Genomic DNA, 23,500 nt, shown 5'->3' on the forward strand with positions numbered 1-23,500 from the left:
CAAAAGTGGCCTCCTTGTCCGGAAGATCAAATACCATGAAGCGAATCTTCCGCCACTTGTTATCCTCCGGAACCACCTGACGCACCGCCCCCGATAATTCCGCAAAACGGCCACGCCCCATTCCACGCCAACTGGGTTTGGGCACATGAAACCTCAGCATCTGGCGCTCGGCATCGTAGTAGATAAACTCCGGGGTTAGTGGCTTCACCTTGCCGCCATGATTCCAGGTTTGTTACCAAAGCGGATGCCCAGCGGAACCATCTCCGGGTTAGGGTTTGGCATCGTGGGGTTGGCATGACCGAGAATGAGGCCTCCAAGGAAGGGGTTCCCCAGTTTCATGTACCGCGTTGGAACCTGCAGGGTGTCCGCTACCTGGTATATCGGACCATTGCCGATTCCCCGCAGCATCGCCCGCTGGGTGTACAGGTAGAACTCACTGCTAAGATCAGCCATCAACTGGCCCATGGTGGTGTAGGAGTATGTCGCCCACTGGAGCAGTTCAGGGTCCGCCATGGTACGGATATTGTCGTAAACGTTCTCCCGCTCCTGTTCGCTCAATTCGTACTGCTCCCGCAGGGCTTCTGGCAGGTCACTGGCCGCCGGCCGTTGAGCTTGCAGCCATTGCAGAAGCCCCGGCCGGGGTTTGCCGGAGCCGTCGTTCGGTTCCGGGCCTTCCGTCCGTTCTGATCGATGGGCCGGAATGGAGCTTCCGCCAACTGTGCCGGCGCCACAGCCCCACCATGCTCATCCACCAAGCCAGGCATCTCCGGCACCTGAACTTTCTGCCCACTCCCTTTCCCTGGCGAACCGCCGGCGTTCAGCTTGATGGCAGCTCCACCCAGGGCCACGCCGCCGGGATCAATCTTGACAAAGCTACCACCGGCCTTGAGGGTGATTTCAGCACCCGCTTCGATCACAGCTTTCTGGCCGGCCTTGATGTGCAGTTCGGTGCCGGCGTCGCTGAGCCAGGCGGTGCCCGCCTTCAGGTGCAGGGTGCCGGTGACGTGGAAGCTGTGGTCCTGACCGGTTTGCACGCGCCTGTCACCGTCCACCGTGGTGTGGGCATTGCCCTTGATGTGGGTCTTGCGGTGGTTGTCCACGGTGAGGTGGCTGTCGTTTTTTATGACTTCGGTGCGGTTGTTTTCGGTGAGCAGATCCAGGTCTTTCTGGGCGTGGATGTAGATCTGTTCCTGGTCTGCCTCGTCTTCAAACCGCAGCTCGTTGCTGCCCTCGCCCTGGTGGGTTTGGGTTTTGAGGGTGGTTCTTGTTTTGTGTTCTGGCAGTGCATAGGGCGGCGTGTTGGTGGCGTGGTAGGTGCGCCCCGTGATGATGGGCTGGTCCGGGTCGCCGTCCAGGAAAGAAACAATCACTTCGTGGCCGATCCTCGGTAGTGCGGTGAAACCATACTGGCCGCCGGCCCAGCCCTGACTGACTCTGAGCCAGGCACTGCTGTGTTCGTCTTTTTTTGCGTACCTATCCCAGGGGAATCGCACTTTCACCCGGCCGTACTGGTCGCAGTGGATTTCTTCGCCTTCCGGGCCGGTAACCACGGCCATCTGGGGGCCATCCATCAGGGGTTTGTGTTCACACAGAGGCCGCCAGACGTGGTCTGCCGGGACGGCGTTAAAGTGGTTGCCGTAGCGAGTCGGTTCACTGCCACCCTCTTCTTCAAGGGCCTGGGGTTGGGAGCCGGTATGGGTGATCGCCGTGAGCAGCCAGTCCCGGTTCATGGTTTCGTTGTCATGGTCAGTCAGCGGCACCCTGGCGCCAGGCGCAAAATCCGGGCGATTGCTTTCACCACTGGCGGTACTGGCATCGCTGCGCAGGGCCTCCAGCCTGGCTTCGGTGAAAGGTCGGCCGCTTGCGTCCTGTTTGAATCGACCAGGGTAGTCGAAATGCTGGTAATCCTCCCGGTGCACCAGCGGATTGCCGGACTGTTCATGCATCAGAGCATAGGCTGGGTTGGTGAAGGTGTAATCTTTCATGGCGACCGAAGCGGGACGCACACGCTCTCGGTACGCGAAACGGAACACACAGGGCGTTCGGGGATTGGCCCCTGCTGTGCCGTTGTAGGTCGCAGCCTCCAGCCGTGGCGCGTCGCCATGGTGATCGGCAAACATCAGCGCCGGTGGTTCCTGAGCATCCAGGCTGCCGTGCTGGTAGCGGTAGTGCCACCCTTCCTCGGCCGCCAGCCGTTCGACAAAGGCCAGATCGCTTTCCCGGTGCTGGACGCAGTATTCGCGCTCCTGGGGGCTGCGCTTGAGATCAAAGACAGAATCGACGATCCCCCGCTCCTCAAGCAGGGTGCGCACAATCGCATCCGTGCCCTGGTTCTGGAACATCCGGCTGTTGTGCATCAGCTCCAGGCGCCAGAGCGGCGGCCGGATCACCAGTTGGTAGCGGGTGCGCCCAGAAGGGAGTTCGCCAATGGTGGCGGTAAACTGCAATCCGCTTGCCTGGGGCATGTCTTCGGTCCCTGAAGAGTGACGATTTTCCTGAGGCCCGGTGACGACATCCTGCCCTCACCTGAGCCTGGACAGTTTAATACAAGCTGCGGGGTATGCGGTACCCCGCCAGCAGTTGCTGTGTGAACGGATTGGCGCTACGGTCACGTATGAGTGGGCTTTGGACAAACCCCGCACATCGCACATCATGAAAAACGAGGATCTGGGCAAGCACTCAAACATCGCCATTAAGGTGCAGCCAACGGGCCAGGCGGGAATTCGGGCGCCGGCCAAGATAAAGCGGCAGGGTACTCATAGCCACCAGGATACTGGCTGCGGCTATCACCGTAAACACTGGATTGAGCTCAAAGCTTTGGCCAAGTCCCGCAAACACAAACGTCATCGGCAGCATGCCTAGAGCAGTCGCCAGCGCATAGCGCCATAGGTGGATGGCGGTAACCCCAGCGGCATAGCTGATCAGGGCAAAGGAAAACAGTGGGATCAGCCTCGTCAAGAGGACAGCAATAAAGAGAAAACGCTGGGACCCACGAACCGAAAATACCGGGTTGTGATCCAGCTTGCGCTGGATGGCTTCCCGGCCGAGCACCCGCGCCAGATAAAACGCGATGATCGAGCCAGCCAGGGCGCCCGCAACGGCAATCGCAGTACCGGCGAACATACCATAAACCAGTCCGGCGGCGGCAGTGATTGGCAATGTGGGAATCGGCCCGACAACCACGGCAAGTATCATCATCAGCATCAGGAGCACGGGGCCAAGGAGCCCCTGCTGAGCCAGCCAGTCTGAGAGTGCCGAGGGAGCGAGGCTGGCCGGCATGCTCAGTTGTCGAAGTAACAGCCAGATGGCGGCCATCAGCAAGACCACGACAGCCAGAAACGAGAGACGGAAAAGCCAGGGTGAATGGTTCATCGGGCTATTCTAGCCGGCTTGAAGGATCAGAGGAGGGGAAAATGGCCTTGCCGTGCGGATTAGTCCGCACGGCCTGACGAACGCTTACTGGTTCTTGCTCCAGGCAAATGTCTTGAACGGCTCATCAACCGGCGTCCTGGCAATGTGGTTGATATAGTTACTCATAATCTTCTGGGACAAGGTCATAATCACATCCAGTACCTGGCGGTTGCCATAGCCCGCCTCAAAGAAAGCAGCCAGATCTTCCTTGCTGACGTTGCCCCGCTTGCGCATGACCGCGAGGGTAAAGTTGCGCAGTGCTTCGAGCTTGTCACTGGGAAGCGGAGTCTCATCACGCAACGCGTTAACAATATCATCTGAGACTTTCATCACCTTTGCGATGCCCGTGTGCGCCGGCACGCAATAATGGCAGGCATTTTCGACGTTGATGGTCTGCCAGACCACAGTCTTCTCGTCGTTGTTGAAGCTGTTGTCCAGAACCAGCTGGTGCAGCTTCTGGTAGGCCTCCAGTACCTGTGGCGATTCCGCCATCACGGCGTGCAGTCCAGGGATCATGCCGAAATTCTTCCGGGAATTCTCCAGAAAGGGTTTGGCGCCTTCCGGAGCGGATTCGATATTGTGCAATTTGAAATCAGCCATGCTTAATCTCCTTTTTGAACGAATGCTCAAAACGCAATGCTAGCGATTTTTGAGCAAACACTCAAGAAAAGAAACAAAACCACCCTGACGGGAAAATGACAGACAAGCGACAGTTTAGTAACCGGATTCAGGCTTCCTGGGTTTCCGCCAACCGTTTGACCGCCAGCCGGGACACCGGGGACAGCTCAAGTCCGTCAGATTCCGCATAGTTGATGATCTGCTGCTTCATGCTCCGGGCCCAGAACTTCTTGATGTGGGTTGCCACCACCTCGGCGGCCTGGTGTTCCTCGCCATGGTGAAGGTTGTTCATACTGATCTGATTAATCATCTTGATCAGGTTCTGGAGCTGTTGGTCACTCATCCTCACATCTCCTCAGAAGGTTGGTCGTCACCACGTGCGTAGATAACGTGCCGGCCGGGGCGGGCAAAGCCTATCAGGGTCATGCCGGCCTTGCGGGCCTCCCGGATGGCCAGTGCGGTGGCCGCCGAAACGGCAATCAGACTACTGACACCAACGATGGCACTTTTCTGAACCATCTCGTAACTGGCCCGGCTGGAGATCAGCACAAAGCCGTCGTCAAAGGCCCTGGCACCATGGTCGCGAATGCGCGCACCAATCAGCTTGTCCAGCGCATTGTGCCGGCCGACATCTTCCCGGGCCTGCTGTATCCGGCCCTGGTTATCACACCAGGCAGCACCGTGCGTGGCTCCGGTCTGTTCCTGCAAGGGCTGGTGATCCGAGAGATTACGCAGGGCTCGTTGCACCGCTTCGTCAGCCGGTGCCGGGCGCGTCGGTACCCTGGGGGTGGCCCGGATGGCGTGGGCCAGGGATTCGGTGCCGCACAGCCCGCAGCCGGTTCGTCCGGCCATATTCCGGCGTTGCTTCTTCAGCCGGGCGAAGCACTCGCCGGCAATATGCATCTCCAGGGAGATTCCCTGTTCGCCGGCAACCACATCCCACTGAAAGAGTTGCTCCGGATGATCGAGAATGCCCTCCGTCAGACTGAAGCCGAGACCAAAGTCCTCCAGGGCGCAGGGGGAGGCCATCATTACGGCATGGGAGACACCGTTGTAGACCATTGCCACCGGCACTTCCTCCGCAACATAGTCCGAACCCGGCGCCCCATTAATCCCGCCCCGAACCTCAACCAGCGTCTTACAGACCGCCGGAAGAACGTTCGGCTGATCCGGGCCGCAAGTCGCCATGGCGGCGACACCCGGATTACTTGAGGGCCGAAACATCAGTTGCCTCCGCCTGGCTGGCCGCAGGGTCCAGCAACTTGTGTTGGCGTTTGCTGAACTGCTCGAAGTGACGCTGCCAGACAGAAGGCTGGCTTACCTTCTCCACCTGTACCGCGGTGACCTTATATTCCGGACAGTTGGTGGCCCAGTCGGAGCTGTCGGTGGTGATCACGTTGGCACCGCTGCCCGGATGGTGGAAGGTGGTGTAGACCACGCCCGGCAGCATCCGGTCGCTGATCCGCGCCCTCAGAACCGTTTGGCCCACGCGGCTGGAAACGCCCAGCCAGTCGCCTTCACGAATACCGCGCAGTTCGGCATCGCTGGGGTGGATCTCCAGCACATCCTCGTGGTGCCACCGGCTGTTCTCGGTGCGGCGGGTCTGGGCGCCGACATTGTACTGGCTCAGGATGCGACCAGTCGTCAGCAGCAGCGGGAACCTGCGATTGGTTTTCTCCTCGCTGGCGACGTACCCGGTGACTGCAAACCTGCCCTTGCTGATCGGGAAATCCAGGGTGTGCATGGTCGGCGTGCCGTCCGGGTGCTCTTCGTTGCAGGGCCACTGAATGCTACCCAGCTCGTCCAGCTTCTCGTAACTGACGCCGGTGAAGGTGGGCGTCAGCCGGGCGATCTCATCCATGATCTCGGACGGGTGCTTGTAGTTCATGGGGTAGCCAAGCGCATTGGACAAAGCCATGGTCACTTCCCAGTCTTCCAGGCCTGCCACCGGCGCCATCACCTTGCGCACCCGGTTGATGCGGCGCTCGGCGTTGGTGAAAGTGCCGTTCTTCTCCAGAAAGGTGGAGCCCGGCAGCAATACATGGGCATACTTGGTGGTTTCATTCAGGAAGATGTCCTGCACGATCAGGCAATCCAGGGCGCTGAGTGCCGCTTCCACATGCTGGGTGTTGGGATCGGACTGGGCAATGTCCTCACCCTGCAGGTACATGGCCTTGAAGCTGCCAGCTATGGCGGCATCGAACATATTGGGAATCCGCAGGCCCGGTTCTTCGTCAATGACCACGCCCCAAACCTCCTGGAACCTGGCCCGCACCGCCGGGTCACCCACGTGCTGGTAGCCTGGAAGCTCGTGGGGGAAGGAGCCCATGTCGCAGGAGCCCTGAACATTATTCTGGCCCCGCAGCGGGTTCACGCCAACACCTTCACGGCCGATGTTGCCAGTGGCCATGGCCAGGTTGGCAATGCCCATCACCATGGTAGAGCCCTGGCTGTGCTCGGTGACGCCAAGGCCGTAATAGATGGCACCGTTACCTGCCTCGCCATAGGCGCGGGCGGCCTGGCGTACCAGCCCGGCCGGTACGCCGGTGACCACTTCCATAGCTTCCGGCGAATTGCGTTGCCCGGCGATAAATTCCCGCCATTCGCTGTACTGCTTCGGCTCGCAGCGGCTCTCGATAAAGGCCTTGTCTTCCAGGCCCTCGGTAACAATGACGTGGGCCAGGGAATTAACCATGGCCACGTTGGTGCCCGGGCGCAGGGGCAGGTGAATGCCTTCGCTGCCGTGGGGCGTTTTCAGCAGGTCGATGCGGCGCGGATCAATCACAATCAGCTTGGCACCCTGGCGCAAACGCCGGCGCATCTGGGAGGCGAACACCGGGTGGGCGTCGGTGGGGTTGGCACCGATCACCAAGATGGTGTCGGCTTTCATGACCGAATCAAACGTCTGGGTCCCGGCGGATTCACCCAGGGTGGTTTTCAGGCCGAACCCGGTCGGTGAGTGACAGACCCGGGCACAGGTGTCGGTGTTGTTGTTCCCGAACGCGGCCCGAATCAGCTTCTGCACCAGGTAGGTTTCCTCGTTGGTGCAGCGGGAGGAGGTAATGCCGCCAATGCTTTCCCGGCCATATCTGGCCTGGGTGTCCTTGAGCTTTTTCGCGGCGAAGGCAATGGCCTCCTCCCAGGACACCGCTTCCCAGGGGGCGTTGATGGACGCCCGGATCATCGGCTCCCTGATGCGATCCTTGTGGGTGGCATAGCCGAAGGCAAAGCGCCCTTTCACGCAGGAATGGCCGTGGTTAGCCTCGCCACCCTTGTAGGGAACCATGCGTACCAGTTGGTCGCCTTTCATTTCGGCCTTGAACGAGCAACCGACACCGCAGTAGGCGCAGGTGGTGACCACGCTGTGCTCCGGCTGACCGGCTTCAATCACGCTCTTTTCCATCAGCGTAGAGGTGGGGCAGGCCTGCACGCAGGCGCCGCAGGACACACACTCGGAATCCATGAACGGATCGTTCTGGCCGGCGGACACCCTGGAGCCGAAACCGCGGCCATCTATGGTCAGGGCGAAGGTGCCCTGCACTTCCCCGCAGGCACGCACGCAGCGGGAGCAGACAATGCACTTGCCGGGGTCGAAGCTGAAATACGGGTTGGAGTCGTCCACTTCCGCATCCAGGTGGTTCTCGCCCTCGAAGCCATAGCGCACTTCCCGCAGACCCACCGCACCGGCAACATCCTGCAGTTCGCAGTTGCCATTGGCCGGGCAGGTGAGGCAGTCCAGCGGGTGATCGGAGATATACAGCTCCATGATGTTGCGACGAAGCTTCGCCAGTTTGCCGTTCTGGGTAGTGACCGCCATGCCTTCGGTAACCGGCGTGGTACAGGAGGCCGGATAACCCCGGCGGCCCTCGATTTCCACCGCGCACAGGCGGCAGGAGCCGAAGGCTTCCAGGTTGTCGGAGGCACACAGCTTTGGAATGTTTATCCCGGCCAGGGCGGCGGCCCGCAATACAGACGTGCCCTCCGGCACGCTGATGCCGGTGCCGTCGATGAACAGGCTGACCAGGGTTTCGGATGCGCTCGGCGGCGTGCCGTAATCCATGTCCGGATTCAGGCTCGGTTCGGCTTTTCTTGGATCGTAAAAGTGCAACATGTTCGTGCCTCCACTCGAGTCGGTCAGGCCGTCAGGTCGTCCGGGAAATGTTTCATCACACTCTGCACCGGGAAGGGTGTCATACCGCCCATGGCGCAGAGGGAACCATCAACCATGGTCTCGCAGAGATCTTCCAGCAGGACCCGATTGGCATCGCGGTTCTCGCCGGCGCGGATACGGTCGATCACTTCCACACCGCGAACTGACCCTATCCGGCAGGGCGTGCATTTGCCGCAGGACTCCACGGTGCAAAACTCCATGGCAAAACGGGCCTGCGCCCCCATATCCACGGTGTCGTCAAACACCACCACACCACCGTGGCCAATACCCGCACCGAGCTTGGCGAAGGCTTCGTAATCCATCGGTGTGTCCCACTGGCTCTCGGGCATATACGCCATCAGGGGTCCGCCCACCTGGACGGCTTTCATGGGCCGACCGGTGAAGGTGCCACCGCCAAAGTCTTCCAGGATTTGCTTCAGGCTGACGCCGAAGGCCAGTTCGATCAGGCCGCCCTGGCGGATATTGCCCGCCAGCTGGATCGGCAGCGTGCCCCGGGATTTGCCCATGCCGTAGTCGGCGTAGGCCTGGCCGCCCTGATCGAGAATGAACGGCACCGCCGCGAACGACAGCACGTTGTTCACCACCGTGGGCTGGCCAAACAGCCCCTTGATGGCGGGCAGGGGCGGCTTGGCGCGCACCAGACCCCGCTTGCCTTCCAGGCTTTCCAGCAGCGACGTCTCCTCCCCACAAATGTAGGCGCCCGCCGCCAGTCGCACCTCCAGATGGAAAGCACGGCCACTGCCCCGGACATCCTCGCCCAGATAGCCGGCCGCCTCGGCGCGGCAGATAGCTTCGTCCAGCATACGATGGGCCACCGGGTATTCCGAGCGCAGGTAGATATAGCCCCGGGTCGCACCGACGGCCAGCCCGGCAATGGTCATACCTTCGATCAGCATGAAGGGGTCGCACTCCATCACCAGCCGGTCAGCAAAGGTTCCGGAATCGCCCTCATCGGCATTGCAGACGATGTATTTTTGCGACTGCCAGGGCTCATCATGCACTGTCTGCCATTTGATGCCGGTGGGGAACGCCGCACCACCCCGGCCACGCAGGCCCGAAGTTTTTACGTCATCCACAATCGCCTGGGGCATCATGGCCACGGCCTTGCCCAGCCCCCCAAAACCACCATGGGCCCGATAGTCATCAATAGACAGTGGATCGGTAATACCAATCCGTGAAAAGGTCAGGCGCTGCTGGCGTTTGAGGTAGGGCATATCCGCCACCGGGCCGAGAAACAGCGGGTGATCGGATTTGCCATCGAACAGGCCGGCGTCCACCAGAGCCTGAACGTCGTCCGGTTCAATAGGGCCGTAACCGATCCTGCCCGTAGTGGTCTCGATCTCCACCAACGGCTCGAGCCAGCACAATCCGCGAGACCCGTTTCGCACCAGCTCAATGTCCACGCCCCGGGCGCCGGCGTGATATTGGATCAGCCTTGCCACCTCGTCCGCGCCCATGGACAGGGCGGTGGTATCGCAGGGCACATAGATTCTTGTCGCCATGATCAAGGCTCCTGTGATTACCGGATTTCCAGGGTGGACGTGGTGAGCTTGTCCGCCAGGCGGTCGAACTTCTGCGGGGTAACCCGGCCGTGGATATCGTCGTTCACACGGACGGACGGCGCACAGGCGCAGTTGCCCAGGCAATACACCGGCTCCAGGGTAAATTCGTTATCGGCGGTGGTGCCGTGGTAATCCACGCCCAGCCGTGACTTGATATGGTCTTCCAGAGCGCGGCCACCCATGGCCTGGCAGGCTTCTGCCCGGCAAACATGGATGACTTTGCTGCCCACCGGGTAAGTGCGGAAATGATGGTAGAAGCTGATTACCCCGTGCACTTCGGCCCGTGTCTGTTGCAGCATCTCGGCGATAATGGCAACCGCGCCTTCGGGAATGTAGCCGATCCGGTTCTGGACAGCGTGAAGAATGGGAAGCAGGGCGCCGGGTTTGTGCTTCAGTGCGTCCACTTCGTCCCGGACTATGTCAGGTGTCCAGTCGCCGGCGCTGGGCCTGGTGGAGTCACCCGGTTGTTGGTTGATCTGCTCTGACCTATGCATGACTGTTCCTGTCTGTTTTTGTTCTGGTACAGTTCTATTACTACGCTAGCACCCAATTCGTCACCACGGAATATGAACTGTAATGCATACCAAGAAGCTTAACATATCTCCCGCCTGGGTCTTCCGGACCGACAACGGTGAACTCTTCGAGCCGGTTCTGTTCCGCCTGCTCGAAAGTATCCGCGACACCGGCAAACTCACCGCCGCTGCCGAAGCGGCCGGAATTTCCTACCGGCACGCCTGGAACCTGCTTAACCGTGCCACCCATGTCTTCAGCCTGCCCCTGGTCATCATGCGCAAGGGCCAGGGCACCACTCTCTCGGACCTCGGCGAAAAGCTGCTCTGGGCCGACCATCGGGTCAAGGCCCGATTGGGACCCCAGATCGACAGCATGGCCTCGGAACTCAATGACCAGGTCCAGCAGCTTCTGGCCGGCAGCCACCCGGTCCTGCGCCTGCATGCCAGCCACGGGTACGCCGTAGCCCTGTTACCGGAGTTCCCGGACCAGTTGGAGATCAACCTCCAGTACCGCAATCCGGAAGAGGCCCTGTCGGCACTCAACAACGGTGAATGCGACCTGGCCAGTTTCCACTTCCCCACTTGTCCGGAACGGGCCCGGGAAATTCTCGCCCACTATCGCCATCATTTATCCGGCAACAATCTGAAGCTCATCCGCTTCGTCACCCGCCGGGAGGGGCTGATGTTCCGGAAGGACCAGCAACACCGGATCACCAGCCTGAAGGATCTTGCCAACTCACAGCTGCGCTTCATCGGTCGGGACCGCCATTCCGGTACTCGGGTGCTTTTTAACCTGCTCCTCAAACAGCAGGGGCTGGCTGAAGACGCCATTAACCGCTCACCCCAGCCGGAATTCACCCACACCGCCGTCGCCGCTTTTGTCGCCGCCGGCATGGCGGATATCGGTTTTGGCGTTGAGGCCGCCGCCCGGCAATTCGACCTGGGCTTTGTCGAGCTGGCCCGGGAACACTATCTCCTGCTGTGTCGGGAGGACCGGCTGAACCAGACAAACCTCTCTCGCCTGATTGACCTGATGCGGTCCGAGCCGTTCATTGCACGCGTGCAGGAGCTGCCCGGTTACGCTCCGGACAACCCCGGCGAAATCACCACCTTCGAGGCGCTGATCGCCGGGGATTCAGATAACCAGGAATCGGAGGGTGCCGGAACCAAAGCAGAAGGGTTCCGGCAATAAGCTCGATAGGGAACAGCTAAATCGGGGAGTTAACGGAGGTCGGGATTCAATGTGTAGGTACCGGTTACCCGGGTACTGGCCAGTACGTGGCCGGCCATCGCCTCGCGCACGTCGTTACCATCAAACTCGCCCTCAAGGCCCAGACTGTCCACATCCAGTGCGTGCACTTCAAAATGGTAGTGGTGAATGATTTCATCGTTCCACGGCGGACAGGGACCGTCATAACCGGCATAGGTGCCTGCCATGTCCGGGTTGCCGGCCAGGAACTGGGTGTAATTGTTCACGCCACGGATACCCATTGCACCCGGGCCAGTTTCCTTGCCCTTGGGAATAACGCCATCACTGTCCTCGCCCTCCGGAATCCGGGTAATACTGGCCGGGATGTCCACCAGCAGCCAGTGGAAAAAGTCGACCCTTGGAAGGTCTTTGGAGACGGTTTTACCTTCCTGGTTCACAGCGTCCGCCACACTGGGCACGTCCGGATCAAACATCATCACCACAAAGCTCTTTGTGCCCGCGGGTGCGTTCTCCCAGACCATCTCGGGGTTCCGATTGGGCCCGAAGCTCATGTGATCCTCTTCGCTGTAGACCCCGAACGCGAATTTCTCCGGAATCGGCTGGCCTTCTTCAATGCCTTGAACCTTCAGTTTCACGGCTTTGCCTCCTGTTAATCGTTGGCCTTTGGCTCTCTGACGGTGTCTGGAATGAGCCCGTTCTGTGATAATAGGTTGTAACACAAAATCAACTGACCTGACCATGGAGCCCTGATGAGCCACCACAAACCCGGCTACCCATCGACTGGCTTCGCCTTGTGACCAAGGTCAGTCGCCTCGAGTGAGCAGGAAACGACCCGGGATTTGATTTGGCTCCTTGAGGATTCGTGAGGATGCACCATAGTTTACTAGTAAGGAACTCACCGAAACTGCTAGGGAGTAGTGCCATGAGCGAGGAAGACTACAAGAGACTCCACCCGGTACTGAGTGAGGTCACCAAAACCTACGTTGACCTGTATACCAACCGGCCAAATGAAAAGAACCGGGCGCAGCTGATCAAGCTGGAAGCCCTGCTGCACGAGAAACTCGAGGCCATTCAGAAGGCCAAGGAAAGCGAAGAGTAGCACCCCCGGCACCCCGGGGCACTGTAACCCGGGGCTGGCATCTCCGGGTCGGAGTCAAGGTTAAGCTCCTGCAACGGTATTTACCCGTTATCACCGAGTTTGTCTTGAGTCCGGGTTTCGAAATCACCGGCATCGTGCCGTTCGTGCAGTTGGGCATGCGGCTCGCCCCAGGTGCGGTTCACCATGCGCCCGCGCTTGACCGCCGGCCTCTGGGCGATCTCGTCCGTCCACCGGAGAACATGGGTATAAGTGTGAGCTTCCAGGAACTCGGCAGCCTCATAAACCTTGTTCTTCACCAGTGCGCCGTACCACGGCCAGATCGCCATATCGGCAATGGTATACTCATCACCGGCGATATAACGGCTGTTCGCCAGCTGACGATCCAGGACATCCAACTGGCGCTTGACCTCCATGGCGTAACGGTTGATTGGGTATTCGTACTTCTCCGGCGCGTAGACGTAGAAATGGCCAAAGCCGCCGCCCAGCATCGGCGCACTGCCCATCTGCCAGAACAGCCAGTTGAGCGTTTCGGTACGTTTACCGAGCTCTTTGGGCAAAAACGCACCAAACTTTTCCGCCAGGTACAGCAGGATCGACCCGGATTCGAACACCCGGATCGCAGGACCGGCACTGTGGTCCATGAGTGCCGGGATCTTGGAGTTGGGATTCACCTCAACAAAGCCGCTGCCAAACTGCTCACCCTCGGGAATGCGGATTGGCCAGGCGTCATATTCCGCGCCCTCAAACCCCTGCGCCAGAAGCTCCTCCAGCATCACGGTGACCTTCACGCCGTTGGGTGTCGCCAGCGAATAGAGCTGCAGCGGGTGCTTGCCAACCGGCAGCTCCGTGTCATGGGTGGGCCCCGCGATGGGGCGATTGATGTTGGCAAATTTACCCCCGCTCTCGGAGTCCCATTTCCAGACTTTTGGCGGTGTATAGGTGGCGTCGGTCATGGCATTTCTCCTCACAAAGTAGCAGTCAGCTGGCTCCGAGGTCGCATTGAGCCCGGGGCCGAAAACTCTAGCATGGAAGTTCAAACAAAAAGAACCACAGGGGTACTCCATGGCAGGGCGCATTATGCTCCTTCTTGCCTGTCTGTTTATCTTGCCCACAGCCCACGCGGAACTGTCGGACAGCAAGCGGGCAATGATTCAGGAGCTGTTCCCTTCAGCAACCGTGATCCAAGACAAGTTGCCGGACTTTCCCGTATACCCGGTGTATCAACTCCAGGAGCTGCTCGGTTATGCCTACGAGTCCGTGGACCACAGCCGCCTCCAGGGCTTTGCCGGCAAACCCATCAGTCTGCTGATTGGCCTGGACACCAAGGGACGGTTTACCGGCGTAAAGGTCCTGAACCACCACGAGCCGGTCTTCCTGCACGGGCTGGGTGAAAAACCCCTGTTCGCCTTTGTAGACCAGTACGAAGGCCGTTCACTTCGGCAACAGATTATTGTCAGCACCTCAAATTCCAGCCGGTCCGGACGTACCAGCGACGGCAGCGTGGTGCACTTTGAAGGCGTCAGCAAGGCCACCGTGTCAGTGCTGATCATCAACGACACCGTACTTTCCTCGGCGCTGAAAGTCGCCCGCACCAAACTGGAAGGTTTTGCCCAGAGCGCCCCGACACGGGCGAAACCGGAGTTCTTCGAGCCCCTGCCCTGGCAGCAGCTGGTGGACCGTGGCTATATCGGCCACTGGCAAATCTCGGCAGAGGCCATTGAGGCGGCGCTCGGGCGACCGCTCAGCGACTATCCGATGGCCATTGAGCCCGCCGGGGATGAGCCCTTCAGCGAGCTGTTCTTCGGTTATATCAACTCGCCCATGGTCGGGCGCAACCTCCTCGGCGAAGACGGCTACCAGCGTTTGATGCAGAAACTCGACAACAACGCCCAGGTGCTCGCTGTTATGTCCCGCGGTGTGTTTCCCCACGTATCCGAAGACTTTGTTCCCGGCAGCTCGCCGGACCGGATTGGCCTTACCCAGAACAACCTGGCCGTTGAAATGCGGGATCTGAACCTGCTTGATCAGGATCTGGACTTCCAGGCTGCCGGCATCCCCTCGTTTGACGCCCGCCACCTGTTCCGCATCGGCGGTAACGCCGGCTTCAACCCCGGCGCCGGGGCCAGTCTCAAACTCAACGTGGCGCTGGCCCGTAACCATCTGATGGTCGATAGCACCTCACTGACAATACCGGTCAAATTCAATGATGCGCTGTTTGAAACCGTTGAAGTTGCTCCCAGCCCCCGGGATAGGCGGGAGCCGGTGTGGGTCAGTCTCTGGAAAGAACGCTGGTGGCAGATCTCGCTGTTGATTCTGAGTCTGGCATTGCTGACGGTGTTCTTCGCCAAACAGAGAACACTGAGCCGGCACCCGAGGCTGGTGCACCGCTTCCGTTGGGGATTCCTGTTTTTTACTCTGTTCTTTATCGGCTTTTATGCACAGGGCCAGCTGTCGGTCGTCAATATCTATACCCTGTTTCTGGCAATCTGGGACGGTTTTTCCCTGAATGTTTTCCTGCTCGACCCGGTGATTTTCATTCTCTGGGTCTATACCTTTATCACCCTGTTCCTCTGGGGCCGGGGCCTTTTCTGCGGCTGGCTGTGCCCGTTCGGGGCCCTTCAGGAAATGGCCGCCTGGCTCGGGGAAAAACTGAAATTCCGTCAGGCCAGAATACCCGAGCACTGGCACAGGCGCCTGACCCTGATCAAATACCCGATTCTGCTGGTCCTGGTAGCGACTGCGTTCTATTCTCTCACCCTGGCCGGGCAACTGGCGGAAGTGGAGCCCTTCAAAACCAGTATTACGCTGCTCTTTGTTCGCTATTGGCCATTCGTGGTTTACGCCGTGGGCCTGCTGGTGATCGGCATGTTTATTCACAAGTTTTACTGCCGCTACCTGTGCCCGCTCGGTGCAGGTCTTGCGGTGCTGGGCCGTCTCCGGCTGTTTAACTGGCTGGACCGGGTCAAGCTCTGCGGCAATCCCTGTCAGCACTGCAAAAACGCCTGCGGCATCAACGCCATTCGCAAGGACGGCCGGGTAGACTACGATGAGTGCATTCAGTGCCTGGAGTGCGTCGTTATCCTGCGGGATGAGGAAGCCTGTGTCGACAAGCGGCTCGAAAACAGGAAACGGGTAAGACAGGAAAACATTCTGGCAACCGACGCCAACTGACTGTTATTGATTGATTACTCAAGCTATAATTGAGCAGTCATTCAAAACACAGTATTGGTGATTCGTTGTTATGGCCAGACACGCACGCTACGACAGAAAAACCGCCCTGGAAAAAGCGATGGGACTGTTCTGGGAGAAAGGCTACCACGGCAGCTCCATGAAACAGATTGAGCAGGCCCTCGATATGCGCCCGGGCAGTATTTACGCTACGTTCGGCAGTAAGGATGGCCTGTTTTCAGAAGCCCTGGCGGCCTACGCCGAACAGGGGGGACTTGAACTGGCGGCCCACCTTAAAGGCTGCGAGTCCATCGTTGACGGGCTAAAGGACTACCTGCGCAGCATCGCCGGCCGTTGTGGCGGTGAATATACCCCACCCTCCCGGGCGTGCATGATCGTGAAAACACTGCTGGAATCCAGCAACACTCACCTGGCCCTGGCCGCCCAGGCCAACAGCATTCTTGCTGCCATCGAGCAGTCCATTACCGAACTATTGGAACAGGCCAGGGCAAGAGGTGAGCTGGCGCAATCGGTGGATTGCCGGCGTCTTGCCCGGCTGCTCCAGGCCCAGATTATGGGGCTCCGATCCATGGGGGAGCGCAAGCTTGAGGCCCAGGCCATAAGGGAGCTCGGCGACGATATGGCAGCCATCCTGGACGGTTACCGCGCCCACCACTAGATTTACCCGCCACCGGCCCCGGGGACAGAGCTCCAGGGCTGAAGGTAGCGACACTGCGGTAGCATTAGCACCCTATCTTTCATCGGTTCCCCAGTGAGGACAGCCAAGCGTTTTGCCGGCAGAGCGCTTGGTTTTCTTCACTTACAGGTCTGATTGCTATGGACAAACTTCATCATATTGTCGTGGTTGGTGGCGGCGCCGGTGGTCTTGAACTGGTCACTGGCCTGGGCAACAAACTGGGAAAGAAGCGCAAGGCCAGAATTACCCTGGTGGATGCCGGACTCACCCATGTCTGGAAGCCCCTCCTTCACGAAGTCGCCTCCGGTTCCCTGGACGCCAACGCCAACGAGATCAACTACCGCGCCCACGCCAGGAAGCATCACTACGAATTCCAGCTCGGGCGCATGAGCGGGTTGGACCGCACCGCCAATGATTTCGGTACGCCCGGCGCCCAGGACAACTGTCTGTTCCTCGACAGCCTGCCGGCGCTGCCAGCCCGGCTCTCGGCCGCGGCCACGCGAGAGCTTGAGCATCAGAAGGTACAGGTACTCACCGGCCAGCCGGTCAGCGAGGTCCTGGAGGCCAGCATTATCATGAAGGACCGCACCGAGCTGCCCTCCGAGATGACCATCTGGGCGGCCGGAATCAAGGCCCAGGCGGCCCACCAGCAAGCCGACACCCTGTTCAAGACCCTGTGCAACCGGCTGGAGAACGGCGAAGCTGTGCCGTTCGTTTACAACGATCATGGTTCACTGATCAACTTCAGCCGCTATACCACCGTTGGCAACCTCATGGGCAATCTGTCAGGCCGAAGCATGTATATTGAAGGCAAGGTTGCGCGCCTGTTTTATCTGTCGCTTTACCGAATGCATCAGGTGGCGCTGCACGGCATGCTCCGCACCGGCATCATCTGGCTGATGGACAAAATCAGCCGTGCCATGCACCCGCGTCTCAAACTACACTAGAAAGGAAGCCGGCCGGGTTGAAGGGGTGTGGAACAGAATGCTCGCTTTGCGACCAGCCCGAGCTAAACAAAAGCGAACATTCGAGAGCCACCCAACTTTCTCCCATTTCTTTCCTATGCGCCTATCTGAAATCCACACTTTCGAGTACCCAGAAACTTGTGATCGACCCGGTTGCGACCGGTAGCTTGGTTGGTAAAACGTCTGCCGATGAAGTGGGGGTGTAGTGACAAAAACCCAAGAACACCGAATTTTCTGAGGTTTAATATAAAAGGCGCTGCACACTTTTCACAACTTACACATTATGAGTGACCCGCCGCAGCATTCCATACCAAAAAGCCAAAACCCGACGCACATAAAAGCCATATGACAATAACGACTGCGGCCGCAGCGAGACTAACCGGTTTGGCTATCACTTCAGAGGCTTTCGAACGACTCGCTTCTATCACATTCTTTGGTGTCAGCTTGATGACGACCATGATTCCCAGTGAGAGGAGGATAATGTCATCAAGGTAGCCGATGATCGGTATAAAGTCGGGGATGAGATCAATAGGACTCATCGCGTAGGCGGCGATAGCCAGCGCAAGCAGGCGTACGAATAGGGGAGCGTTTGGGTCTCGTGCCACAAAATATACAATTAGCGCATCATTTGTGACACGCGAGGCAGCAGCTTTCAATTTGTCGATCAACTTCTGGGGCCTCGCAGGAATAATCTGGCTACAAATATAAGTTCAATCTGGGTGTCTGCTTGCTCAATAAGTCCATCTGGATAAGCAATTTAACTAAAGCTTTGTCCGGTTGCTCACTGTACACATTGAGTATCTTCATCGGTCTATTCATTAAGTACCAGCATTTCCAATCACAATTCGAAAGGCGGTTCCTTCGTTGTTTGACCGGATGAGTTCCAGAGTCCACCCGAGCCGTTCTGCCACCAATCGAACGATCAATAATCCAAACATTGAGTTTTTGAAGTTGCCTTTTTGCTTTACACCGATAAAACGTATGTCGGGTTCGGATAATCGTTCCCAGTTTTCGAGGGGCAATCCCGTACCAAAATCCTGCACCACGATTTCTCCTGTTCTAATGGTTATTTCAACGTCCGAGCGTGTGTGGCGAAGCGCATTCTGAATCAGGTTACGTAAAAGCAGTCGGACTAATGACGGATCAGCAAAGATGGCCTCGCTGTCTTCGTGCTCAAGCTTGACACGGCCTCGATAAGAGGGAGTGCTTTGCTCCAGATCAACAATCAGCTCTCTTGCAAGCCGGTAGACTGAGAATTGTTGATTCGCTTCTTCTCGGTCTTCACTGCGAGCAAGTGCAAGAATAACTTCCATGTCATCCTTCATTGCGTGGGTCGTAGTGCGGATTCGGTTGATCGTTTTCTGATTGGCTTCAGAAAGATCCCCTCTTTGTTCGAGAACTTCGACAGCACCGGAAATGACCGCCAAGGGCGTACGAAGCTCATGGCTGGCGAGTTTTACGAAAGAGCGCTCCCTCTCAATGTGGCTCTCAAGTTCAGAGAGAAACAGATTAAATGACTCCGCAATATGGGCAAACTCCCAGTCGGTGTAGTCGCTGTGACATCGCTGCATGCTCTTGGAGGGCTCGATACTCTGAATTTCATGAGTAAGCCGTTTCAAGGGCCGAACGATGTAATTTGCCGAGGCTCTGGAAATGAAAAATGCTGCGAGGAACATAACGCCTGTGATGCTGAGCAGAATCCATTGAATAAGCCCCTGCCTGCTCTCCAGGATTGTCGTGTCCTGAGCCAGGTAGAGCTTGCCGGCTGGCCTCTCTACTTTTTTGGCAATGACTTGTTTGGTAACGCCATCCTCCTCGAACTCTTCGGCGTAGGGCAAGGACAGCCCCCTGAAGTAGTGAGGAAGCTGCGATTCCGACTCGCCAGCTGGGAGAAACTGCACCTCCAGCCTGGGCGTTTCCAATGAACGAAAGGTTCCCGTCGAGAGTTGTTCTTCAAAAAAGGCCGCATCCGCCCTCAGTTCCAGGTTCAGTATGGTGTCATCCGCATCGTCTATGAAGAAATCGACAGCAACCATGGCAATCGCGGTCGTCGCCGAAATGAGGATAAAAATCGTCCGAGCAAGACGGCTGGCCACTGATTTCTTGGATGAACTGCTTTCATTCGGCATTGGGTGGTTCCAGCCTGTACCCCCGACCGTGAACAGTCTTGACCATCCCGTGACCCAGTTTGTCTTTGAGGGATTTTCGGAGAGTATAAATATGCGTTCTCAAACTTTTACCTTCAAAATCATCATCCGTCCCCCAAAGGGCATCGCATAATGCCTGATGGCTTAAAAAGCTTGGATACTCCCTGGTGAGCAGCTCAAACAGTCTCGCAGGAGTTCCTGAAAGCTCTGCTTTCAATCCATTGAATTCAGCTTCCAGTGTACCGGGGTTGAACAAAATATCGCCCGCTTTCAACACGGGCTTTTGAGGTGCATGTCTTCGATGAAGCGCCTCTATTCTTAATTTTAGTTCTTTCAGTTCAAAGGGTTTAACCAGATAGTCGTCTGCTCCGGCATCAAAACCTTTTTCTTTATCATTAATGTCGCTGAGGGCGGTCATCATAATAATAGGGGTGGGACATTGCAGATCCTCGCGGATTTTTCTGGCAATCTCGAAGCCATTGACGCCGGGGAGCATCAGATCAAGTATGACAATGTCATACGTCTGGGTTGCCAACAGGTGTAAAGCTGTTAAACCGTCGGCTGCATAATCCAGCGAAAAACGATCCTCCCCCAGATATTCAAAGATATTCTCCGCCAGATCGACTTGATCTTCCACGATCAATAATTTCAACATATCGTAGTTAACCACTTTTCGAATTTAGTTCGGGACTAACGACGCCATTCTGGCTATTGGTTGGCTGAAGATCGATAGAAAATAGTTGATACCTTTTGTTCTCCCCTAACTTCTCGGCGTCGGCGGACTGCCGATTGAGAAATTCATTCACTTCATGATTTGGTATCGCTGCAAAGACCCTGTCGTAACCATCAGTTTCCAGCAGGCTGTCGAACTCTGTTGAGGTAACTTCCACTGCGTCGCCCAACGAATAAAAACGTGCCGAAAACGGCATCTCACCGATGTAAAAAATTGGACTGTCCCCCTGTCGCTGAATGCTTTCATAACGGCTGATCAATTGCTTCTCGGTTTTTAATGGTTTTACTCCACTAACACCAATGAAAACAAAAAGGGTGATGAGAACGGGCGTAAGCCAAACAGCCCCCGACCTGATCCTGGACCAAGGACGTAAATCTAGCTGCGAGACCCATCTAGCAATCAGAATTGCCGAAAAGGGCAGAGAAGGCAGGACGTACGTCCAAAGCGTGTTGCCTGCCAGGGTGAAAAACAGCATTGGCGTTATCGCACAAAACACCAGATATAGCGTTGAGGCATCTTGAACAGCATCAGTGAATATACCCTTTGTTGTGCCTCTCGCTGCTGCAAATCCAAAGCCAACCAAGCCAATGATCCCCCACGGAAATGAAGCCCAAAGCCAGAATATCCATATCATGCCCTTGGGCCGGTTGTGGGCACTACCGTATAAATCGCCGGCCCATCCGGGATCCAGAAACCGGCTAAAGTGCTCGCCAATAATGAAGTAGTCGAGGAACCCCGGCGTTTTCAGTTCAGCGAGCACGTACCATGGCAAAGCAATCAATAGTGTAAGAAGTGAACCAAGGAGCCATGGTAGTTTTTTCAACGGCTGTAACCGCTGCCTGAAAATAGCAGCCCAGAGCACCAAGGGGGTAACCGTCAGTACAACAGCCAACGGTCCCTTTGACAACAAACCGACAGCCAGGCCCACGAAGAACCACCAACGCCAATAATCAGAGCGCCCTGAAAGCACAAACCACACGCTCACCAGCGAGAGGGTCGTTCCAAAAACCAAGAATGTATCAGTCATTACTGCGCCGGCACTGATATAGGTGAGTGCCATGGTAGAAAGCACCAGAGTAGACCATCGAGCGACCACAGCACTCCGCGCATGTTTTGCAAGGCACCACGTCAGCCAGATGATTCCAATCGTGGCAAACCACGCCGGTAGCCGGAGGGAAAATTCAGACAGTCCAAATAGCTTTAGAGAGGCAGCCTGAGCCCAGAATGACAGGGGTGGCTTTCCCCAGAATGGAACTCCGGGTTCGAACCAGGGAGTTATCCAGTCCCCGGTTTCAGCCATTAAACGGGCGATCTCCGCATATCGGGGCTCTGTTGTATCCACAAAGGGAAACAGTGTCATCCCGATAAAGCGACTCAACAATATGGCGGCCAGTACCCAGAACCAGGGCTCAAATCGCTTTAGCATTCTTGACGCCTCTAAAGTTACTGATTTGGTCTCGGCTCGAAGCCTCCCGGGTCTCGACCACTTCTTCGGTCAGGTACAGTGGTCGCTGTTTCGATTCGATGTAGGTTTTGCCCACATACTCACCGACGATCCCAACGCTCACCAGCTGTATGCCGCCCAGAAAACTGATGAGGGCGATTAAAGAGGGATAACCGTCAGTCGGATCTCCGAGCATTATCGCCTTCACTACAATCCAGAAACCGAACAATCCACCGACGGACGCGGCCAGCAAGCCAACAAGCGTTGCCCATCTGAGCGGTGACACTGAAAAGGAGGTCAACCCTTCGAGAGCCAAGCCAACCAGGCCCGGATAATCCCACTTGCTTTCTCCAGCCGCTCTCAATGCCCGGTCGTATTCGATGATCGTCGTTGGCATACCGACCCAGGCGAAGAGCCCCTTCATGTAGCGGTTTCGCTCCCCTAACCGCAGAAGGGCATCGACCGCCCGCCTGCTCATCAATCGGAAATCACCCGTATCGACTGGTATTTCAGTACGACTGGTCCTATTCAGCAAACGATAGAAAAGGTGTGCACTCCAACGCTTGAAAAAACTCTCCCCTACGCGTGATCGACGTTGCATCAGGACGATATCAAAGCCTGACTTCCAGCTCCTGACCATCTCGGGAATATATTCAGGTGGGTCCTGAAGGTCTGCATCCAGAACGATCACCGCCTCCCCCCTGGCATGCTCCAGTCCTGCCGTCACGGCTGCTTCTTTGCCAAAGTTACGGCTTAACTTAACCAGGCGGATGCTCGACCTCTTTTCAATAACCGTCTTCACAAATTCGGCACTACCATCTTCACTGCCATCGTCCACGACCACGATTTCCGAACGAATATCCAGGCTCGCAAGGATTGGCAATACATGCTCAAAGAATATAGGGAGCATCGACCGTTCATTGAAAACCGGAACCACCAGAGAAAGTAGGTCTGATTCATTCGGTACGCGGGAAGTCTTAAGAGGTTTGTTCATGGAACACCAGCCTTTGGTAGACAACATAGTTAAATGCAGCGACAGCTACAGTGGTTAGGAGCTGTGCAGGAGCAACGGGGATTTCAAGCAGTTGATGCAGAATGAAAAAAATCAGAACGTTCAGGAGAGATGCGAGTGAACAGGAGAAAACGTATCGCCAGACGGCCTGGATGTGTGGTCGCGCATTTGGAAAAGCGAGGGCCCGCTGCAATCCGTAATTGGTAACAGCACCAACGACACTTCCAGAAAAGGTGGCCCCTACGGGTTCCATTCCAAGCAAAATCAAGCCGGACATGGCCGCCCAGTGGAATAGCGTTGCCATTCCTCCAGCTGCAATAAATCCACTTATTCGTTTAAAGGAAACCTTGTTCATTCTGGCCGGCACACCTACGCAGCTGAGGCTTTTGGAGATCTCCGCATAGGGTATTGGGGGGGCAGTCAAAGCTTGTTGAAGGTTTTGTCAAAAAAATGTCAAAACCCAATCCTGAGTCTCGTAATGAAGCAAGTGAAGGCGGCTAAATCGCTACGGCAATGGGAAAGATGTATCGGTGTTTTAAACTCCAATCCAATACAGACGGCGTTCCGGGAATTCAAATCCGAATCTGAAGGGTGCCAGAGGCATCTAGGCGTTCATTAATTGGCTCTAGGTAGTTTCCGTCCATAAACGGCGTGTTTTCAAGGTGACCCACCCAGCCAGGTGAGTCAATTTGTCTATTTTCGCCGACTTTATGCCGACTGCATCGCAGTTTGCAGGCCTGCGTCACCCTTT

22 protein-coding genes and 1 pseudogene are annotated in these 23,500 nt (G+C 57.1%); 5 read left to right on the forward strand and 18 right to left on the reverse strand.

Features of this window, described 5'->3' with window-relative positions; genetic code table 11:
* From QPL96_RS18515 to QPL96_RS18560, 10 genes and pseudogenes are all read right to left on the reverse strand, one after another.
* Positions 1-208: pseudogene (locus QPL96_RS18515) on the reverse strand (hypothetical protein); the annotation flags it as partial.
* Positions 205-558 (reverse strand): hypothetical protein, encoded by a 354-nt coding sequence (locus QPL96_RS18520; RefSeq protein WP_303288767.1) that lies wholly within the window; start codon positions 556-558, stop codon positions 205-207. The pseudogene QPL96_RS18515 and the gene QPL96_RS18520, both read right to left, overlap by 4 nt.
* Entirely contained in the window at positions 555-2,465 is a 1,911-nt protein-coding gene (locus QPL96_RS18525; RefSeq protein WP_303288768.1) for a type VI secretion system Vgr family protein, read from the reverse strand. The genes QPL96_RS18520 and QPL96_RS18525 overlap by 4 nt, the downstream gene beginning before the upstream one ends.
* Positions 2,466-2,679: 214 nt before the next feature.
* A complete protein-coding gene (locus QPL96_RS18530; RefSeq protein ID WP_303288769.1) occupies positions 2,680-3,372 on the reverse strand; it encodes a TVP38/TMEM64 family protein in 693 nt (230 codons plus the stop codon).
* Positions 3,373-3,456: 84 nt separating this feature from the next.
* Positions 3,457-4,011: a carboxymuconolactone decarboxylase family protein gene (locus QPL96_RS18535; protein ID WP_303288770.1), complete on the reverse strand. Its 555-nt coding sequence runs from the start codon at positions 4,009-4,011 to the stop codon at positions 3,457-3,459.
* A gap of 127 nt (positions 4,012-4,138) precedes the next feature.
* Entirely contained in the window at positions 4,139-4,372 is a 234-nt protein-coding gene (locus tag QPL96_RS18540) for a formate dehydrogenase subunit delta (protein WP_303288771.1), read from the reverse strand.
* A gap of 2 nt (positions 4,373-4,374) precedes the next feature.
* On the reverse strand, positions 4,375-5,253 hold the full coding sequence (gene fdhD / locus QPL96_RS18545; RefSeq protein WP_303288772.1) for a formate dehydrogenase accessory sulfurtransferase FdhD: 879 nt from the start codon (positions 5,251-5,253) through the stop codon (positions 4,375-4,377).
* A complete protein-coding gene (gene fdhF, locus QPL96_RS18550; protein ID WP_303288773.1) occupies positions 5,234-8,140 on the reverse strand; it encodes a formate dehydrogenase subunit alpha in 2,907 nt (968 codons plus the stop codon). The genes fdhD and fdhF overlap by 20 nt, the downstream gene beginning before the upstream one ends.
* A gap of 23 nt (positions 8,141-8,163) precedes the next feature.
* Positions 8,164-9,702: an NADH-quinone oxidoreductase subunit NuoF gene (locus tag QPL96_RS18555; RefSeq protein WP_303288774.1), complete on the reverse strand. Its 1,539-nt coding sequence runs from the start codon at positions 9,700-9,702 to the stop codon at positions 8,164-8,166.
* Positions 9,703-9,719: 17 nt separating this feature from the next.
* A complete protein-coding gene (locus tag QPL96_RS18560; protein WP_303288775.1) occupies positions 9,720-10,256 on the reverse strand; it encodes a formate dehydrogenase subunit gamma in 537 nt (178 codons plus the stop codon).
* Between the two features lie 82 nt (positions 10,257-10,338).
* Between QPL96_RS18560 and QPL96_RS18565 the strand changes: the two genes are divergently transcribed.
* Complete coding sequence (locus tag QPL96_RS18565; RefSeq protein ID WP_303288776.1) at positions 10,339-11,466, forward strand: substrate-binding domain-containing protein; 1,128 nt, start codon at positions 10,339-10,341, stop codon at positions 11,464-11,466.
* Between the two features lie 29 nt (positions 11,467-11,495).
* Here QPL96_RS18565 and QPL96_RS18570 read toward each other — a convergent pair whose 3' ends face one another.
* Positions 11,496-12,119 (reverse strand): YbhB/YbcL family Raf kinase inhibitor-like protein, encoded by a 624-nt coding sequence (locus tag QPL96_RS18570; protein ID WP_303288777.1) that lies wholly within the window; start codon positions 12,117-12,119, stop codon positions 11,496-11,498.
* A 287-nt stretch (positions 12,120-12,406) separates the two neighbouring features.
* Between QPL96_RS18570 and QPL96_RS18575 the strand changes: the two genes are divergently transcribed.
* Complete coding sequence (locus QPL96_RS18575) at positions 12,407-12,583, forward strand: hypothetical protein (RefSeq protein WP_303288778.1); 177 nt, start codon at positions 12,407-12,409, stop codon at positions 12,581-12,583.
* 80 nt (positions 12,584-12,663) lie between these two features.
* Here the strand turns inward: QPL96_RS18575 and yghU are convergent, their stop codons facing one another.
* Positions 12,664-13,536 carry a glutathione-dependent disulfide-bond oxidoreductase gene (gene yghU, locus QPL96_RS18580; RefSeq protein ID WP_303288779.1) on the reverse strand — a complete coding sequence of 291 codons (873 nt, stop codon included), beginning with the start codon at positions 13,534-13,536 and terminating at the stop codon, positions 12,664-12,666.
* A gap of 109 nt (positions 13,537-13,645) precedes the next feature.
* Here yghU and QPL96_RS18585 point away from each other — a divergent pair, with 109 nt between their 5' ends.
* From QPL96_RS18585 to QPL96_RS18595, 3 genes are all read left to right on the forward strand, one after another.
* Positions 13,646-15,754: a NosR/NirI family protein gene (locus QPL96_RS18585; protein WP_303288780.1), complete on the forward strand. Its 2,109-nt coding sequence runs from the start codon at positions 13,646-13,648 to the stop codon at positions 15,752-15,754.
* 70 nt (positions 15,755-15,824) lie between these two features.
* Positions 15,825-16,430: a TetR/AcrR family transcriptional regulator gene (locus QPL96_RS18590; RefSeq protein ID WP_303288781.1), complete on the forward strand. Its 606-nt coding sequence runs from the start codon at positions 15,825-15,827 to the stop codon at positions 16,428-16,430.
* A gap of 158 nt (positions 16,431-16,588) precedes the next feature.
* Entirely contained in the window at positions 16,589-17,395 is an 807-nt protein-coding gene (locus QPL96_RS18595) for an NAD(P)/FAD-dependent oxidoreductase (RefSeq protein ID WP_303288782.1), read from the forward strand.
* A gap of 299 nt (positions 17,396-17,694) precedes the next feature.
* Here the strand turns inward: QPL96_RS18595 and QPL96_RS18600 are convergent, their stop codons facing one another.
* From QPL96_RS18600 to QPL96_RS18625, 6 genes are all read right to left on the reverse strand, one after another.
* A complete protein-coding gene (locus QPL96_RS18600) occupies positions 17,695-18,081 on the reverse strand; it encodes a YkvA family protein (protein WP_303288783.1) in 387 nt (128 codons plus the stop codon).
* Between the two features lie 150 nt (positions 18,082-18,231).
* Entirely contained in the window at positions 18,232-19,542 is a 1,311-nt protein-coding gene (locus tag QPL96_RS18605) for a HAMP domain-containing sensor histidine kinase (protein WP_303288784.1), read from the reverse strand.
* On the reverse strand, positions 19,532-20,215 hold the full coding sequence (locus QPL96_RS18610) for a response regulator transcription factor (RefSeq protein WP_303288785.1): 684 nt from the start codon (positions 20,213-20,215) through the stop codon (positions 19,532-19,534). Before QPL96_RS18610 ends, QPL96_RS18605 begins: the two co-directional genes overlap by 11 nt.
* Positions 20,216-20,222: 7 nt before the next feature.
* Entirely contained in the window at positions 20,223-21,719 is a 1,497-nt protein-coding gene (locus QPL96_RS18615) for a glycosyltransferase family 39 protein (RefSeq protein ID WP_303288786.1), read from the reverse strand.
* Complete coding sequence (locus QPL96_RS18620) at positions 21,703-22,731, reverse strand: glycosyltransferase family 2 protein (protein WP_303288787.1); 1,029 nt, start codon at positions 22,729-22,731, stop codon at positions 21,703-21,705. Before QPL96_RS18620 ends, QPL96_RS18615 begins: the two co-directional genes overlap by 17 nt.
* Positions 22,715-23,104 carry a GtrA family protein gene (locus QPL96_RS18625; protein ID WP_303288788.1) on the reverse strand — a complete coding sequence of 130 codons (390 nt, stop codon included), beginning with the start codon at positions 23,102-23,104 and terminating at the stop codon, positions 22,715-22,717. The genes QPL96_RS18620 and QPL96_RS18625 overlap by 17 nt, the downstream gene beginning before the upstream one ends.
* Positions 23,105-23,500: the final 396 nt, after the last annotated feature.

The sequence above is a fragment of the Marinobacter sp. SS8-8 genome (assembly GCF_030540945.1).
In the GTDB taxonomy this organism is placed as follows: Bacteria; Pseudomonadota; Gammaproteobacteria; order Pseudomonadales; family Oleiphilaceae; genus Marinobacter.

Bases quoted from the DNA above. Each gene is read 5' to 3' on its own strand.
- QPL96_RS18610 (WP_303288785.1), bottom strand. From the start codon at position 20,215: ATGTTGAAATTATTGATCGTGGAAGATCAAGTCGATCTGGCGGAGAAT.
- QPL96_RS18555 (WP_303288774.1), bottom strand. From the start codon at position 9,702: ATGGCGACAAGAATCTATGTGCCCTGCGATACCACCGCCCTGTCCATG.
- QPL96_RS18605 (WP_303288784.1), bottom strand. From the start codon at position 19,542: ATGCCGAATGAAAGCAGTTCATCCAAGAAATCAGTGGCCAGCCGTCTT.
- QPL96_RS18625 (WP_303288788.1), bottom strand. From the start codon at position 23,104: ATGAACAAGGTTTCCTTTAAACGAATAAGTGGATTTATTGCAGCTGGA.
- QPL96_RS18525 (WP_303288768.1), bottom strand. From the start codon at position 2,465: ATGCCCCAGGCAAGCGGATTGCAGTTTACCGCCACCATTGGCGAACTC.
- QPL96_RS18535 (WP_303288770.1), bottom strand. From the start codon at position 4,011: ATGGCTGATTTCAAATTGCACAATATCGAATCCGCTCCGGAAGGCGCC.
- QPL96_RS18530 (WP_303288769.1), bottom strand. From the start codon at position 3,372: ATGAACCATTCACCCTGGCTTTTCCGTCTCTCGTTTCTGGCTGTCGTG.
- fdhF (WP_303288773.1), bottom strand. From the start codon at position 8,140: ATGTTGCACTTTTACGATCCAAGAAAAGCCGAACCGAGCCTGAATCCG.
- yghU (WP_303288779.1), bottom strand. From the start codon at position 13,536: ATGACCGACGCCACCTATACACCGCCAAAAGTCTGGAAATGGGACTCC.
- QPL96_RS18595 (WP_303288782.1), top strand. From the start codon at position 16,589: ATGGACAAACTTCATCATATTGTCGTGGTTGGTGGCGGCGCCGGTGGT.
- QPL96_RS18560 (WP_303288775.1), bottom strand. From the start codon at position 10,256: ATGCATAGGTCAGAGCAGATCAACCAACAACCGGGTGACTCCACCAGG.
- QPL96_RS18575 (WP_303288778.1), top strand. From the start codon at position 12,407: ATGAGCGAGGAAGACTACAAGAGACTCCACCCGGTACTGAGTGAGGTC.
- QPL96_RS18615 (WP_303288786.1), bottom strand. From the start codon at position 21,719: ATGCTAAAGCGATTTGAGCCCTGGTTCTGGGTACTGGCCGCCATATTG.
- fdhD (WP_303288772.1), bottom strand. From the start codon at position 5,253: ATGTTTCGGCCCTCAAGTAATCCGGGTGTCGCCGCCATGGCGACTTGC.
- QPL96_RS18590 (WP_303288781.1), top strand. From the start codon at position 15,825: ATGGCCAGACACGCACGCTACGACAGAAAAACCGCCCTGGAAAAAGCG.
- QPL96_RS18565 (WP_303288776.1), top strand. From the start codon at position 10,339: ATGCATACCAAGAAGCTTAACATATCTCCCGCCTGGGTCTTCCGGACC.
- QPL96_RS18585 (WP_303288780.1), top strand. From the start codon at position 13,646: ATGGCAGGGCGCATTATGCTCCTTCTTGCCTGTCTGTTTATCTTGCCC.
- QPL96_RS18620 (WP_303288787.1), bottom strand. From the start codon at position 22,731: ATGAACAAACCTCTTAAGACTTCCCGCGTACCGAATGAATCAGACCTA.
- QPL96_RS18540 (WP_303288771.1), bottom strand. From the start codon at position 4,372: ATGAGTGACCAACAGCTCCAGAACCTGATCAAGATGATTAATCAGATC.